Annotated in this window: 11 protein-coding genes; 4 read left to right on the top strand and 7 right to left on the bottom strand. The window is 44.7% G+C overall.

The genetic code is table 11. From position 1 onward, the window contains the following. Genes MHI48_RS15880 through MHI48_RS15870 form a run of 3 tightly spaced genes read right to left on the bottom strand, consistent with a single transcriptional unit; the run spans nt 1 to nt 3,054 of the window. On the bottom strand, nt 1-1,902 hold the full coding sequence (locus MHI48_RS15880) for a glucose PTS transporter subunit IIA (protein WP_076327526.1): 1,902 nt from the start codon (nt 1,900-1,902) through the stop codon (nt 1-3). Nucleotides 1,903-1,929: 27 nt separating this feature from the next. Beyond that, nucleotides 1,930-2,484 (bottom strand): DJ-1 family glyoxalase III, encoded by a 555-nt coding sequence (locus MHI48_RS15875; protein WP_076327527.1) that lies wholly within the window; start codon nt 2,482-2,484, stop codon nt 1,930-1,932. A gap of 12 nt (nt 2,485-2,496) precedes the next feature. Next, nucleotides 2,497-3,054, bottom strand: a complete 558-nt coding sequence (locus MHI48_RS15870) for a DJ-1 family glyoxalase III (RefSeq protein ID WP_076327528.1) — start codon at nt 3,052-3,054, stop codon at nt 2,497-2,499. A 232-nt stretch (nt 3,055-3,286) separates the two neighbouring features. Here MHI48_RS15870 and MHI48_RS15865 point away from each other — a divergent pair, with 232 nt between their 5' ends. The 4 genes from MHI48_RS15865 to MHI48_RS15850 all read left to right on the top strand — a co-directional run bounded on the left by MHI48_RS15865 (nt 3,287) and on the right by MHI48_RS15850 (nt 7,054). Then, nucleotides 3,287-4,246, top strand: a complete 960-nt coding sequence (locus tag MHI48_RS15865; RefSeq protein WP_076327529.1) for a LysR family transcriptional regulator — start codon at nt 3,287-3,289, stop codon at nt 4,244-4,246. Between the two features lie 163 nt (nt 4,247-4,409). Then, nucleotides 4,410-5,786, top strand: coding sequence for an MmgE/PrpD family protein (locus tag MHI48_RS15860; RefSeq protein WP_179086460.1), 1,377 nt, complete (start codon nt 4,410-4,412; stop codon nt 5,784-5,786). 250 nt (nt 5,787-6,036) lie between these two features. Then, complete coding sequence (locus tag MHI48_RS15855; RefSeq protein ID WP_036671368.1) at nt 6,037-6,477, top strand: CBO0543 family protein; 441 nt, start codon at nt 6,037-6,039, stop codon at nt 6,475-6,477. 106 nt (nt 6,478-6,583) lie between these two features. Continuing rightward, nucleotides 6,584-7,054, top strand: a complete 471-nt coding sequence (locus MHI48_RS15850) for a ferritin-like domain-containing protein (protein WP_036671366.1) — start codon at nt 6,584-6,586, stop codon at nt 7,052-7,054. A gap of 126 nt (nt 7,055-7,180) precedes the next feature. Here the strand turns inward: MHI48_RS15850 and MHI48_RS15845 are convergent, their stop codons facing one another. The 4 genes from MHI48_RS15845 to MHI48_RS15830 all read right to left on the bottom strand — a co-directional run bounded on the left by MHI48_RS15845 (nt 7,181) and on the right by MHI48_RS15830 (nt 17,198). Then, nucleotides 7,181-8,068 (bottom strand): cation diffusion facilitator family transporter, encoded by an 888-nt coding sequence (locus MHI48_RS15845; RefSeq protein WP_076327531.1) that lies wholly within the window; start codon nt 8,066-8,068, stop codon nt 7,181-7,183. A gap of 329 nt (nt 8,069-8,397) precedes the next feature. Then, entirely contained in the window at nt 8,398-13,470 is a 5,073-nt protein-coding gene (locus MHI48_RS15840) for a hypothetical protein (RefSeq protein ID WP_405141018.1), read from the bottom strand. A 270-nt stretch (nt 13,471-13,740) separates the two neighbouring features. Further along, nucleotides 13,741-14,949, bottom strand: coding sequence for an SGNH/GDSL hydrolase family protein (locus tag MHI48_RS15835; RefSeq protein WP_076317810.1), 1,209 nt, complete (start codon nt 14,947-14,949; stop codon nt 13,741-13,743). A 17-nt stretch (nt 14,950-14,966) separates the two neighbouring features. Continuing rightward, nucleotides 14,967-17,198, bottom strand: a complete 2,232-nt coding sequence (locus tag MHI48_RS15830; protein ID WP_340030397.1) for an FAD-dependent oxidoreductase — start codon at nt 17,196-17,198, stop codon at nt 14,967-14,969. Nucleotides 17,199-17,235 lie beyond the last annotated feature (37 nt).

The following is a 17,235-nucleotide window of genomic DNA, read 5'->3' as shown; positions in this document are numbered from 1 at the left end:
CTAAGCGTGAATGCGTAACAGTGCTTCGTTTTGGACAACCCGATCCTCAGCAATCTGCTCAACACTCTGATATTCAAAAGTATTCGATATAATGATGGGCACGACCGTATCAAATCCTGCTGCCCGAATAGCTTCATGATCATATTCGATCAGCAGATCTCCTTGCTTAATCACCTGATCCTGCTGCACATAAGCCGTGAAATGCTTTCCTTTCAACTTGACTGTATTTATCCCTACATGAACAAGCATTTCCACACCCTCATTCGACATCAGTCCAATGGCATGTTTGGTTGGGAACAGCGATACAACTTTACCGTCAAATGGCGCGTATACTTTGCCATCGATTGATTCAACTGCAGCACCGCTCCCCAGAGCAAAGATGGGATCGTCGATTTCAGTTATATTTTTAACTATCCCGTTAATCGGAGAGCCAATGATTAGTGTTCCGGTTGGTCGAGTCAAAGCATGGGATTCTGAGGTCGACGTAATCACATTAGCGGCAGCAGAAGCATCTGTTCCATTGCCAACACTTGCAGTAACTGGAGCTGGAATCTCTTCTTCAATTCCCCAGATCAAGACGGCAACCAGTGCAAGCGTAATGCTGATTGCTATCCCGATAATGATGTGTATATAACTGTCAGCGATATAGGTTGGCAAGGCCAGGATACCTGGCAGAATCAGAGCCGTTGCTCCTCCACCCCAGAAATTGATGTAAGCTGCTCCGATACCTCCTGCAAGCATCGCACAGATAAAAGGACGCTTGTACTTAAGGTTGAATCCGAAGATAGCCGGTTCGGTAATACCAAACATCGCCGTTACACCACTGGATAAAGCACTGGATTTGCTCGCTTTATGTTTCAATAAGAGGAATACACCAATACATGCCCCGGCTTGAGCCAGATTTCCAGTCAAGTTCGCAGGTGAAATTACCGAGTATCCATATTCAGCAATCAGCTGGCTGTTAATTGGAGTAATCGCGTAATGCATGCCAAATATAATTAGAAGGGGTCTGAATGTTCCAAATAAAAATGCACCAATGACGCCATTCACCGTATACAAATACGTTACAATTTGAGCAACTCCACTGCCGAAGTAGGTTCCTAAAGGTCCGAAAACAATTAATCCAAGTGGAACCATAATGAACAACACAATCATCGGCACAAACAAAATTTTAAACATATCGGGTATTCGCTTATTAACAAACCGGTAAACGTAGCTCATCACCCAAACCGAAATAATAATCGGAATGATCGTTGATTTATAGTTCACGAGCAATAATGGAAGGCCGAAAAAGCTTAAACTGGTAACACCCGTCTCTGCCACTTTTGCTGCACCTTCCATAATGGTGGGATACATGTAAGCCCCGGCAAGGGCCACAGCCAGATATTCGTTGGTTTTGAACTTCTTGGCCGCGCTGACTGCAAGGAAGAAGGGGAAAAAATAGAAAATAAGATCGCTAATCAGACTAAAGGTTTGGTACGCACCACTTGTTGTCTCAAGAAGATTCATTGTCGTCAGGATTGCAAGCACAGACTTCACCATACCGCACCCAATCAACACTGGAATGACTGGCCCGAATATACCTGCCACCGTTTCCACGACTCGGGAAATCACATTCTTTTTTTGTTGTACTGCTTTCACTTCAATGTCCTGATTTTCCAAGTCAAGCTTTTCACTTACTGCGTCAAAAACGCTTTTCACTTTTGCGCCAATGATGATCTGTAACTGACCGCTGTTAAACTGGGCTCGCAGGACACCTTCCAGTCGATCAAGCGCTTTCAAGTTAACCTGAGACTCATCTTTTACGTTGAATCTCAATCTGGTTGCACAATGCGTGGCATACGTAATATTATCCTGTCCAATGTTAGCGATAATCTCCTTAGCCAATTCCTCTGTTTTCATATGATTCCCCCGCCCTCTTAGCTGTCTTTACTTGCCTCCGGCAAAGTTGTATAACATCTTTTCACGTAGGCCTGATGTATCTTTGCCGAAGATTTCTGCAATTTTGTATGCAAATGGATAAGGTGTTGCAGGCCCTTGGCTTGTAACGAGATTCTGGTCAGCTACGACGACTTCATCCTTGAAGATGCCGCCAATCAATTTCTCAGCGTACCCTACATAACCTGTTACCTGTTTGCCCTCAATGACCTTTGCATCGGACAGTACCACCGTACCGGAACACATTGCGCCAATGTACTTATTGTTCTGATTGAAGTACTGCACCATGTCAATCACATCCGGATTTACCTTCAGGTTTTGTCCACCTGGGCGGCCTCCCGGCAGAACGATCATGTCATACTGCTTTACTTCTTCGCCAAAAGGTTTGTCTGCTTCTACAAAGATGCCGTGCATGCCCTTAACCAGCTTATCGCCAAAATAAAACGTGTCACAGGTTAATCCAGCTCTTCTCAAAATATCAACAATCGTCAGCGTTTCTCCCTCTTCGTAACCTTCCGCCATCAATACTGCTACTTTATTCGTCATTTCAGTTCCCTCCTATTCAGCATCAAATGCATTGAAATAAACCATACGATTTTTGACAGCCATACTGTCTCCGCCTAAGGCATCCACTAATGCAAAAGCGAAAGCATAAGACGTCGCAGGGCCACGGCTTGTAATCAGATTTCCATCTTTAACAACAATATCTTCTTTAAAAGTACCGCTCGTTTCAATTTTCTGATCATAACCTACATAAGCGGTAAAATTTTTGTTCTCCAACACACCTGCTTTGCCTAGTGCAAGAGGTGCTGCACACATGGCTGCTACATATTTGCCGGACTGATTCATTTCCTGAATAAGTTGAATTACACGGTCATCATCACGAAGATTAGCGGCCCCAGGCATTCCTCCAGGAAGTACGATCATATCGTAAGTTTTAACATCTTCACTGATAAGCGCATCAGCCTTGACCACGATGTCATGACTACCACAAACCATTTCACCCGCTGTACTAATCATGTGACATTCGATATGTGCTCTTCTCAAAATATCAACAATCGTCAGGGTCTCACTTTCTTCAAATCCTTCTGCTAATAGAACTGCAACTTTACTCACGCACATAACCTCCTGTTAATTATATTTTGGAGCAGACATTTGCATATTGCTCACGCTTACACCGCTATGGACATCGTGAATACATTCATAATTTATCATAGATATTCGCAACCCCAAAGCACATTTAGATTGCTTGTATGTAACTAATAGTTGCAGTATGATGATCTTTAACCGTGTTGCATCTATAGTGTTTACATCAGAGTCACACAGAAGATTACCTCAGGAGGTATGCATGCTTAATAACTATAAATATTTTTTGGTTCTGTCCGAAGAGTTAAACATTTCCAATGCAGCGAAACGACTATATATTTCCCATCAATCACTCAGCAAATACCTAAAAAGCTTGGAAGAAAAACATGGTGTTGCGTTCTTCGAAAGAAAACCTAAAATTGCGCTGACAGCAGCGGGGAAAATTATGCAAGATACGCTTCGTCAAATTGAGCTGCTGGATCAAAACATGGAGAATCAACTTACTGATCTTAAAGAGGATAAGTCAGGCACGATTCATTTTGGCGTTACCGAAGGGCGCTATCCCATTATCGTGCCGAAATTATTAAAAGAATTTTATGCCCTGCATCCCAAAGTGGAGCTTAAAATTCATCGTACAACCTCACCGCAAATGCAGGAGATGGTGTTAAACAATTCACTGGATCTGTTCCTCTCGGGTGTGGACAATATCGTAACGCAAAATGTAAAGTATGAAACGATTCTGCTTGAGCAGATGTACATGGTGATCTCGGACAATTTGCTCAAGCAGTATTTCCCTGATCAATATCCCGAGTGCATCGAAACATTTAATCAGGGCGCGGATTTGAGTCTGTTTCAACATGTCCCCTTTGTTCTGAATAAGAAAAACTTCAATTCCCGTATTTTGCTCGATAAACATCTCGCTGAACGTAACATATCCCTGCATTGTATTAACGAATTGACGCAACCGGATATCCATCACCTTTTGTGTGCTGAGGATTACGCGGCCAGTTTTTCATTAACGATGTATCTTTCAGGGATTCATGCATTAAATGAGTCTAATCATACGAATTCTCACCTTCATGTATTTCCAATCGCTGATTTTTCCTATCTTCACCCGCTCGCATTGATCTATCACAAATCTAAAATTTTCCCCTCTTACGTAGAGGATTTTAAAAAAATAGTCAAACGTTATTGCACCCCTTCATTACATCAAAGCAATTGAATCATATTGGCGTTCAATTACTTATGTGCATACAAAAGTTGAGTTAGTGCAGTTAACTTGTGCTTGAGTTCAACATCATGACAACTTTATATTTCTGTTATGTAAACTTCCCGTGTATTTGCGGATTGAAGTCAAAATAACGAGGTGAACTGTTGTGAATCATATGAATGTAGAACTTGCCAACTACATAACCCGTCTTCAATTTGATGATCTCTCCGAGAGGGCTATCGAAGTAGGTAAACAGGTAATACTGGACTCTTACGGTAATATGGTATTTGGTCGATACTCTGAAACAAGTGAACGTATTTTGGAATACGCAAGATTGGCAGACTCTATTATTAAAAATGAAGACTTGGTCTCATTGATTGGTGAACAGGATGTCCGCACTAGCACAGATCATGCTGTCTTCATTCATACCATGATGGCACGTTGTGCAGACCTGGATGACGGCTATCGCCACGCCATGGGCCACCCTGGATCTGTGCTTGTTCCGCTCCTGCTAAGTATGGCTCAGCTCCACCGAAACGATGGGAAACAGATGATCACCGCCATTGTTGCGGCTTATGACGTATATGCTAGGTTAGGCGAAGCGATCAATCCATTTATGTACCGGGAAAGAGGATTTGATGCTACCGGGGTATGCGGCGCTGTCGCAGCAGCGGCCTTGGTAAGTAAATTAACAAATGCAGATGCCAAGCAGACCAAGGATGCGATGGGGATTGCTTCTCTGTTCACAGGAGGTTTGATTGAATATCAGAATGATGGAACTTCAGGGAAAATTTTATGCAGTGGCTGGGCGGCATTGACCGGATTAAGGGCCGTGAGACTGGCATCCTGTGGTTTCACGGGTCCTGATGCAGCTTTGGAAGGAAAATATGGATTCTTCCAGGCCTTCAAAGGAACAAGCGGGCATTGTGACACAAGTCATGTGCTGGAAGGACTGGGAACTGATTTTAAAGTGACTTACATTTATTTCAAACGTCATGCCTGCCAGCGTGGATTACACGCCACTCTGGATGCTATGTTGGAACTTCGCGAAGACTATAGTTTAACACCATCCAAGATCAAGTCTGTTGATGTGAGGACCTCTTCATTTGTATATCGTCTGACGAATCCTAAGCCTAAGACCGCAATCGGAGCACAGGCCAGCACACAATTCACTTCAGCCGTGGCTCTCAAATACGGTCGTATGGACTCAGAGGAATTAATATTCAATAGCTTTACCGATCCGGAGGTTCAGGAACTGGTGCAAAAAATTACAGTAACCCTGGATGATGAAGTGCAGCAATATCTGGCTGATCATCCAACTCATTTTTGCGCTGCCCATGTTGTTATAACAACACATGATGGCAATATATATGAACGGTGGATGCCTGTACCTCTAGGCGATATGGAAACTCCGTTTGGCTGGAATATGCTTGAACAGAAATTCAATCAATTTCTTTTAGAAACACCATTTAATGGAACAAAACAAGAACGATACGAGTTTATTCGTAATCTGGAACATATGAATCATGTGGATAAGCTGCTCCGTTTTTAAACGAATTTAAACTGCATTAATGTAAGTTTACTAAATGCGCTAAAAAAGGTCGCTTACCCTTGTTGGATAAGCGGCCTTTTTAACGTTTGGACTCACACAAGCCTATTTCGAATTTGCTAATATGCATTATATCCCATGGAGTTGGTTAACTTATACAACACCACTTGTATTGAAGTGAGAGAAATCCGATAAATGCTGATGCGGCTTATAGTGAAACTACAGAAGTAACAAAGCTTTGGAGGAAAATGGCATGTTAGGAAACATTCTGTTGGGTATGGTCATTCCCATTATATTGGGTGTATGGATTCTGCGTCGGAACTTTACAATCCTTATTCTATATTATCCACTTGGTGTGGCTATTTCAGCATCCATCAACAATATCGGATTTAATTACTTTTGGAATATTATGCCAAATACTCATAATCAATCCTTGGCTGCTCTTCCAATGGATCTTGGAGTCTATCCGATCGCTGGTTGCCTGATGATGTATATGATTTCAGAAAAAGGCGCCAAGCCATGGTTGGCGATTCTTGTTGCATCATTGTCGCTGACATTAATCGAATGGGTTGCCAAAATGATGGGGCATGTCATTTATTTTAATGGATGGAACATAATTTGGACCTTTGTGTCATACCTCCTGCCATTTGTTCTTGCTTATGGTTACAGTAAAATATTGAGGTATACCAAGTGAAGTTTTACTGAAGCTTTCCACTAATAAGGCAGGACAGATGATATGGGTTAACGCTGATGGGCATACGTGCATATCTTAACTCATATTTGTCTTGGAGGGATTCGTAATGTATGTGGCATATCCTTATGGTTACAGGTACACTTTTACTCCGGTATGGGCAACATCATCAGCCGAAGCACTTGAATTAATCAAAACGGCTGTGCAAGGAGAACGAAACGATGAGGTGTTCTATGATTCACTGATTCAGTTGTCGCCCGATGCCAATCAGGCTGCCATCATCACGAGCATCCGCAATGATGAACGAGGACATAATCAAATGTTCCGCCAAATGTACAAGGATCTGACAGGTCAGGAGATTACGGGCATAAGCAGTGAGCCGGTTGAAACGGTCACCTCTTATCTTGCCGGACTGCAAAAGGCGTTTCAGGGTGAATTGGCGGCCGTGGAAAAGTATAGAAAAATATGGTTTGGTCTCCCTTATGGCATATATAAAGACACGGTGTGGGGGATCATCCTGGACGAACAGAAACATGCGGATAAATATAACAATCTGATTACCTACAATTTGCCGAGATAGTCATGTATGGGATAAACAACGCGCGTATTCTTTTAAAAATGAAAATTGAAATCAGCAAAAACCAGTGAATAATTAAAGCTCACTGGTTTTTTTGCTTTGCCGAGTCGCTCTTTTATAATCCTGAGTTTAAATGCACTCTTCCAACGTATCAGGTTCCACATGAACGTGAACGGTGTATACGTCATGTTCCTCCATTAACTCGTTCTCCACGTCTGTACAGATATCGTGTGCTTGTTGAAGATCCAGCTCAGCATCAACTGTTATGACAACGTCTACTACAACGTTATTGCCATAGTTCCGCGCTCTCACGTCTTTAACTGTCTCTACGCTGTCAATTCCGGCAATCGTTTTTTTGTACTCCTGAATCAGTTCAACATCAAAACCATCCGTCAGATGATGTGTGGCTTCCTTGAAAATGTCCCAAGCGGTCTTGCAGATCAGGAAACCTACGATGACAGCCGTTACAGGGTCCAGCCATGGGAGGCCGAACTGGGAACCCACGATCCCAATGACCGTACCGGTGCTCACCCAGGCATCGGAGATATTATCTCGAGCTGCAGCCATGACTGCCTGACTTTTAATACGAGTAGCAAGTCTCTTGTTATAGCGATAGACCAGATACATGATAACTGCGCAGAAAATGCCTGTGTACCCAGCGATGATATCCGGAGATTCATGTTTACCCTGAAACACAGAACCAATGGCTTGAAACAGTACTTGTAAACCTACTGCCATCATAATGAAAGAAGCAACAAGTGACGCAACGGTCTCTGCTCTCCAGTGACCATATGTATGATCTGTGTCGGCTGGTCGTTGGGCAAGCTTCAAACCGATCAGTACAGCTATTGAGGCCACAATATCGGTGGCATTGTTTAATCCATCCGCCTTGAGCGCTTCTGATCCGGCCATATTGCCAACGATCAGTTTTAATACGGTCAAACATATGTAGGCGATAATGCTGATGATAGCTCCGCGCTCCCCCAGCTTTAGATTATCGTATTTAAGTTGATCCACATGATATCCTCCTGCAATCTTCAATTCAAGCACGTGTATGATGGTACCATTGAAGATTTGTGTGGGTCTAGAGAAACGTTTTGAGTGTGACGAAACATAATCTGAACGCGGCAATTTTTTTACAAGAATCCAAAAAAGTTGGATTTGGCAAACTTAAGTGATTAATGGGTGGTAAGAGGAAGGTGGCCGACTGCCTTCCCTTGTAAACACACTTTCTTGCACTTAGACAAAAAGAGCCAAATGGATCGTTTTGATCCACTCGGCTCTTAGCGTTATTTTACAATAATTTGTATAACATCACTTACCGTTGTTCCACTTCCATTCATAATTCACTGCTCTGATTCAGAAAGTGTCGGTTCAACTGGCGCTTCATTGGCAAGCGGCTCCGAATCATTTGAATGCCGTTCGAACATAACTGCGTCAACCCTCGTATAGATCATATCCGCAGGAAGCGTTGGCGGGTCTACCGTTGTAGGCGTAACCCTGGTTAATCGAACATACTCGCTACCGTCGCCCGTAAAGTCGAACGTCCCCAGATTAACCCAACCCGATGAGCCGACCGTTGCATCGATATAGGTGACCTCGGTACCCGCTTTATGTTTCACTTCCACTTTGACATTGTTATCGTTTGCTGTCGTATGGACGAGTTTATAGATCGAGACCGTATATTTACCTTCTGGAAACTCGCCTTTCCACGTTGCTGATGAGCCTTGAACTGTTGAATAGCGGGATTTAACCCCAATTTTGTATCCAGCTAAATTGCTTTGGCTCCACGAACCTTCTGTCGTGTATAACCCTGTTGTATTTGTACTGTCCACGATAACCGTTAGGTCCCTGATCGTGATGTTCAAAGGTGGTGTGGTTAAGGTCACTCCGTCAATCGTAACCGTAGCCCATACCTCAATGTGATCCGTGTCTCCATCAAGATTAAGAAGGGTCAACACCCCACTGCTATTCACTTCGGCCAGATCCGTACGATCAACGAAATACTGCACATCGGCCTGTGTAAGATCACCGACCAAACCGTTATCCAAATAACCGGTTACGCTCAGTTGTGCGGTTTGAGTCATCTGCAGTTCCTTCCGATCGGACAGGATCACAGCAGACTCCAATTGCGGTACCCTGTTTGGGTCCACCCACATGATTGCATCGGCAACGACTCTGGACTTATTGGCCTTATTGGTTAGTTCCACGTACCCGCTATCGCCTGCAGCAAAAGGATAATCCCCCAGGTGCACCCAAGTACCATTCGCTGTTGTCTCATCAACTGTCACCGTATCGGAGCCGCCGCTATGATAAACGGTAAATGAGACATTTGTTGCCCAATTTTCACTCGCAGCCGTGATTTGCGGAATCTTATAATACACACTGTAAGTGACACTTTCTGGAAGCTCAGGCCGCCATCTCATTTTACTTGTCGCTGTGCCGGTCGTAGATTTGGCATACACATAGTTATCATAATAATAATCGTTAGCCGTCGTATCCCTTATCCAGACGCCTTCTGTCTCCGCCTCCGTATTATCCACGATGATGGTTGAGCTAACCTGCCCATCGGGTTGAACTGGAGTTTCCGATACCTGATCCGGCAGATAGAGTGTCCGCTTACGGGTCTGTTTCCCCTCCGATTCCACGTAATACGTGAAAGTTTGGGATAAATCATTCACTCGTATCGACCATTCCATCGGATAGATCGTATCTGGGATGGTCGTGTACGTGGCCCCGCCATCCAAGGAATAATGGATTGTCGCTGGTTTTGTCGTTTTGGCCTGCACATAAGCATCATAAACCGTTTCGTCGGGCTTAACGATGAGCATGCCTTTAACCGCATCAATTGGACTGTGGGTATCAAAGAAATAACTTGCATCCGATGTATCTGCCGTTCTGACCTGATGTAGCGGCACATTAATGTTAAGTCCTTCTACAATGATCGCGGTGATGCCCTTACCTGAAACCGTGGCTTGAATGATTCCACCACTCATTACCGTTTGCTCTGGTGTGCCATTGTCGCGGATGATCGTTACGGTATAATCCTGCGCCGGATTGAATCCAATGATATGTTCGTTTAATTCAATTGGAGTCTGAACTTCTTCTGACGATGCGTTGCTTAGCCCGATGTAAAATTTATCCCCGCTCTCACCCGTTATCCAATTCAATTGAGGATGGTTGGTCTTAATAATCCCCTTGGGCATCCATAGCCAAACGTCGGAGTTACCATAAAATTGACCTGGTTTATTCCCATAGAGGTGATATTTAAACCATAAAAAATTCGTTTCAAAAACGGAAGGAAACGTAATACTGCCGTTTGATTTCAATGATTGTTCGCTGATCAAATAATCCATCGTTTGCCCGAGCTGCCCCGGGATATGGTGATAATAGATGGATGTAGCCCCGCTGGGGCCTTCCAGAGGAAAGTCTGGTTCAAGTTGACTAACGGCGAAACCCTTATAATAATAACCTGGATAACTGGAATATCGTCCAATAACCGCATTATGAGCAATATCCTGCAGCAGTTCATCCCCTGTATAGAGCGACAATCTCAGCATGAACGGAGCTTCCTGAGCATTCATCCGATAATAGCCGGTTGTACTTCCTGCTTCAAACGTCAATCCGCTCGGTGAAATAAGCCAACGCTCCGCTTGAACACCTCCGGCAATATCTTCGGGAAGCTTGAGTCTCGGATATTGAAATTTACCACTTTCCGGCCAATGGAACGACTCGGCGTAATTATATGTCTCCGGCTGAGGAATTGTAACGTTACCTTCAGGAACTGGACGAGCAACAAACATGGTCGCATAGCGTTTGGCTTCTTTATAGGCGGCATCCAAGTATTTGGGATCCTGAGTTTCCTCATATAGCTCCAAGATCTCCATCCACAGCTTGCTATAATAATAAATGAACTCATTTTTACTCACATCGACTGATGCAGGCGTATCAATATGTTGCGCGATATAACTGTCGGCTGCATCCTTCGCAGCTTGCAAATACTGTGCATCTCCCGTCATCCGATACATCATCAGGGGCTGAATGACAGGCCCGCGGTCTTTCTGATCCGGGTCACGTACGAGGTATTCTTCCTGTGCCAGCGCCCCAATACCAGCTGTAGTGCCCATCATCTGATTAACAGCCGCTACGCTTGAAACATCAAATGGCAGAGTAGCCATTTTCCATAAGGAAGGCACACCGTATACTTTCTTCTGCGTTGGCGACCAACCAATACCATTTCGCGATAGGCCATACTGGACGGACGGCAGTGCTCTCGTATCGTATAGCTGGTCATCCCCAGTTAAATAATAAGCTCCCAAAAGAACTGCATTTGAGCTTGTTCGGACGCTATCCTCGTTTTCGATATCTATAAAACCCTTGGCACGGCTCCACCACCCGCTGGGTGATGGGACATAATTCACAGAGTCGTCCCCTTGCGGCTCAATTTTAAGGAGATCAATCATATTAAACATCGCGTCAGTAAGCGACTGATCTGACACATTTTCCCGGTATGCCGAATAATCGTACTCATTGCGAAGAATATCCACGTAGGACTCATATAGATTGCTTTTTTGAGCGATTAGCCCCATATGAAATTGATACGTGCTTTCTGCGGTCATTTGCGAATAAGTCCCTAATTGAGGCGCATACAGGATTGGTTGCACACTGCCTTCGTTGTTGACCAGGCTCATGCCAAGCCGTTGTTTCGTCACACCTCCCGTCGGTTCAAATTCAACCGGAAGCTCTGCCGAAGGTACAAATACGCCATACGTTAATGGATTTCCCGAACCATCTTTTTTCTCAACCAGGCTCATCGGAGCGCTCAGCTCTCTTAAACTTGTTGATTCCACTGTACCTACCATTTTGGCATGTGACCGGAATCCATTTAACACTTCATTGATGCCCGAGACTGCCTCTGTTGTGAAGGACTGATATCCAATCACATAATTGCCATCGCGGCGAGGCGTAAAGGCAAAAGAAACATCTGGTTTATCCCCTGCCATGGACCAGTTCACTTCAAAATCGTAATCACTGCCATGCGTAGAATCGGTCAATACCGCCGTGTGGCTGTCGGGAAAATGGACCCCGTCGAATGTAATCCAGCGTTTGTTCATCGTATCATAGTAATTGGTTCGGCTCCCCGCATTCCCGTCCAATAAAACCCATTGTTCCTCAAGTCTTTCCGATTCATTATTGATTGGAACCCAGTTCCCTGTCTCTGTGTTTTTGTAGAACATGTCACGCACGATGGATTTACCTTCATCCCATGCCGCTTCATAGAAGGTCGCCTTATAGTTATCATTTTCGATGCTGCCTTTCTCTGTGTAACTGAGATTTGTTAATGTGCGGCTCCGCAGCGGGGGCAACGGTGGTGCCTGTTGACGGATATTCCCCTCGAACTTGACTGCATCAGCCCGCGTAATAATTGTACCCGTAGAAGGCTGTGTTCGAGTCAGCCTGACAAATTCGCTATCATTACCACTAAACTCATACTCCCCCAGATCTACCCATCCAACCGATGGACCTGACGAAGGTCTTAGATCCATAAACTTAACATCCGTAATCCCGTTATGAACAATCTCAATTTTCACATTACTATCTGCTTTATCCGCCCAATCCAGCTTATAGAACGATATTCTCGCCGTCCCTGCTTCCAAGCGTGGATTCCAGGTGATGCTTCTACCTACAGCGTCTGTAAATTTGGAACTGGAATTATTGTATCCCTTCACTCCCGCGCTTGTGCTCCAATATGGAGCAGAGAATCCGTTATTAGCGTTGCCGGAATCAACCGTAACGACATGATCAATTGTGAGGCTTCCATCATCAATGATGATTGTCTTATGTGGCTCTTTCTGCGTTATATTCCCTTCGAACTTGACCGCATCCGCGCGTGTAAGGATCGTGTTTGTGGTGCCGGTAGAACGGGTCAATTGAACGAATTCTTCACCAACTCCAGAAAAATAGTACTCTCCCAAATCAACCCACCCTGCTGGAGCGCCAGATGAGGGTCTTAGATCCATAAAGACTACATCCGTTGTTCCATTATGAACAATTTCGATTTTTACATTGCTATCAGCCTTATCCGCCCAATCTAGCTTATAGAACGATATTTTCGCCGTTCCTGCTTCCAAGCGTGGATTCCATGTTATCGTTCTGCCTGCTGTACTCGTATATTTGGTGCTGGAAAGATCATACCCCTTCACCCCTGTGCTTGTAGTCCAATTCGGAGCCGCATATCCATTGTTCTTGTTACCCGCATCAGGTGTCACAACATCATTGATCTTGATACTCCCGTCATCGATGATAATCGTCTGATAAGGTAAGGTCTCCGCATAAGCGGTCCTTATTCCGATCAGGCTGGAAGGAACTACGACCGTCAACATGAAAACGATGAAGAAAAACAGCTTCCTTTTGACCATACAATTCACAGCCTCTCCTCATAATGATAACGCTTCCAAAAATGAGTTACCTTTTGCTCTAATGATCGTAAAAAAGCACTTAACCTTCCCTTCTGCCTAATCCCGCTCTGTCGTTTTTATCTTAGCATGTTAGATTACGGTGATATTTCTTTCATTTTAAGAATTTCTTATACGATTTTAAGTAAAAAAAGAAACCTACATCCTAATTGATTGCTCAGTAGCAGTCAGATAGAATATAGGTCTTCCAAGTGTTGCAAGAGGACTTATCAATTATAAAGGCGGCTGCACCAATAACAACTTTCCAAGCTGAATGACGGTTTGATCATACCAAGCTGGATGTTGCCGAACATGTTCCATACCTCGTTCATTGCCACTTGCCTCAAACACGGCCGCTTTGTCAGTTTTCTCGTGATCGATCTCGAAGAGAACTGTATGTTTCCCATTTGGTAGCTCCGGCAAGAAAATATATTGATTTCTATTATGATCGTTGTAGAGCGTGAATCGATCAATAAGGAAGGGTTCTCCTCCATCCACCGACACCTTCAATCGGCCAGAATCCGGCCCCCCGATATCAAATAAGCCGATGTGGGTTCCTTCAAACTCCACTGTGATCGCCTCTCCGGCATCAACTGCTCGCCATAATCCGGGGAACAACCAATCATACTCACGCACTAAAGGAAAATCATCAGAGGTCATGTAAGACCACCCTGCGGAAAAATGAGTAAGACGATCCAGTGGCAACATGGTTGCATACTCCCAAGGATTGGCCGGGACCAAGGGGTCCTGCGGCAAGTGATGTTCGACTTTTCCCACGTGATCTCGAAGTTCTCTGATTTTCTCAAACGACCGGGTGATTGTATCGGTGTAAATCTGATGTCCTTTGGGGATCGTTGGATGGATCGAATCATGCGTGAAAATAACTGCTCCGGGGATGGATACGTCTGCCCTTGAAGTAAAAATAAGCTTTCCATCCGAAACCAATTGACTGACCGCTACGCCCAGATGAATCGAAGGAATGCCGTAATAGTCGGCGACTTCCTCTTGCATAAGAGCGCCCTTCTGGTATTCGCCGGATTGAAATGAGGTCAAATCCCGCTCCTTGATCGTATATACAAACAGGATATCGATAAACCGGCTGCGCTTGCGAATCTGTCGGACAATGCCTTCGATCCGCGCCTTGGATTCGGGCACTCCGCCATCGTTGCCAACGAATTCAACAAATACGAGATCAGGCTGATGACGAAGCACATCTGTCTCTAAACGGGCGCAGCCGAGGTCCGATCCTGTCCCATCAATGCCTGCGTTCACAGCGTGGATATCGGCATGGGGATATTGCCCTCGCAGCCAATCCGCCGTCATGACCCTATATCCTTTCGAACGTGTATTACTACCGCCGAAATAAACGATGGTCACGGTTTCACCATTTTCCAACTTCTGAATGACATTAGGTAGCCCTCTTCGTGGGAAAAATTCCTTCATCACGACTTCACCCGCCCTCACTTAGCGTTATTAGGAGCATAAAGTTTTACAGCAAACACTTCATAATAAGGCGAACCATACGTTGCACAGAAATCAAACCGGATGTGGGTTACACCTTGTGCAAACACCTGATGTTTGTTCAACGAAAGATAATTCCCACGGACTTTAGTTACACTCTCGGTTCCGTCTTCTAAAGTTAAAGTCACATCATAATCTTGGATCAACGACTCGATTGGATCATCGAAATGCTCCAAATTCAGCTGCGAATTGAAAACAAGATGGATTTCATCCAGATTCTTGGGGCTTGCAAAACCAAATTCCAACCATTCCTGTCCTTCCGTACGTTCCGAAATCCAGCTGTTCGGCAGACCATAAGGTCTGGAGAAGCCGTTGACGACATTCGCGGGATTATACATATCCTGGGATGGTAGCAGATCCTTGAAGCAAATGCTCTTATTAAGTTTCTTCAGCCTGGATGGCTCTTCCGGTCTATAAAGGAAGCTCACCGCTCCAGTCATTTTCTCTTCATTGCCATACACGGCAAGGCTCGCTGTACCTTCCAATACGATGTAGATTTTGTCGTTTTCTGGCTTCTTGCAGTTGAGGTCCAGTGTAATCCAGTCATCGTGACCCGCTGAAATCACCAAGTTGTAGCCCTTCAGCTCGCTGGTGGGAATATAGTTTTCCTTTCGATCCCCACCAAACAGCTTCACTTGCAACGTTTCCGAATGCTCGGATCTATTTTTGATTTTGATCTGCACGCTTTCAACCACGGGTGTCTGAATCGGCAAGACCAAACATAACGCGTTCTCCAAGGAGATCTCTTCGGTTGTATGAAGTTGTTCATAGCTTCGCTGAGACGAGGCACGAATCGTTAATCCGTCTGCGAAATAAGGATCTAACGGCTCTTGAAGCCCTACAATTGTTTGCCCGTCTCGAAGCAGCTGCGCCTGAAGCTCACCCATATGGGCTTTGACGATGGCCGCGGGGTCTGTATCATATTTTACGCATAACGCAGCAGCCGTTCCTACCGCCTGCCCCATACAACCACAGGTTGCCATCACCCTTGTAGATCCAAAAGCCACATGTGTAGCGCTTATATTACGGCCAGCGAACATGAGATTAGGAATATTGCGTGAAAATAAGCTGCGAAACGGGATATTATACAATCCCGGCACAAAATTCCATGCTGTAGCCGGCCCTTCATCGTAGATGCCTTTATTTGCATGCAGATCCATATACCAGCCTCCGACGGATACCGCATCTTCGAAATGAGTCTTTGTTGTAAGATCGTTCTGAGACAGCATGTGTTTACCTATAAACCGTCTCGACTCTCGCTTTCCCGGAATCGGGCATACATAATCCAGGATGAGATTGTCTACATCATCAAACTCACCGCTATTTTTGATATAATCCCAGATCCCGTACACCAATTTCCGCAGTTCCAAGGCGATGTCTTCATTATTCTTGATAATATCCATATGTCCGCCGTATTCCAGCCACCACAATCCGCCAAGCCCGTTGATTTTCCTTGGAAAAGACCGATGGTTTAATCCTTTTCTGATACTATCAAAAAACTCCAGCTTCGTAATATCATACGCAAAGCCTGGCCTTTTGTAAGGAACGGCATAGTTTACGTCACGGGCTTGAAACAGAATCGTATCGCCCATGGTGTAATGATCCGCCACTTCTGGAGCGAGCTCCTCCTGGTATTCATGCTTCGCCTCTCTTCCCCATCGGAAGTGAGCACCTGCTTGGTATCCAACAATTCCATCCCCGGAGCAATCGATGTAGGTTGAGCTTTCAAAACGAAATTTTCTTTCGGAAGCTAGTTGAAGGCCCTCCACCCATTGAATTCTGCCGTTCTCCATGCCTGTTTCATGCACACATGTATTCAGGAATAGAGAAATGTTGGGCTCATCATAAACCATGTCCAATAACACCGTATCCGAAAGTGAAAGCATAAGTTTTTTGTTGTATAACGGGTTGTAATGAAAGATCTTCAGTTTGAGTTCTTCCACCAACCCGCCCTCGCGAGCATAATAGGATGGACTGTTTCCGAGATATGCAGACCCATTGATATGAACTCTGACCTCGCTGCTCGCATTTCCACCCAGAACCGGCCGATCATTGATAAGTGAAACCAGGAGTCCTTGGCGTGCGGCAGCAATGGCAGCACATATCCCGGCAATTCCTCCACCTATGACGGTTACATCTGATTTCATAAGCTCCATTTTGATAACCTCCATGATTAGATGCTCCTATCATGGTAATGGTTTTGACCCC

It is taken from the genome of Paenibacillus sp. FSL H7-0942, assembly GCF_045040715.1.
GTDB classification, from domain to species: Bacteria; Bacillota; Bacilli; order Paenibacillales; family Paenibacillaceae; genus Paenibacillus; species Paenibacillus amylolyticus.
This window is presented reverse-complemented; position numbering and strand designations above follow the sequence as displayed.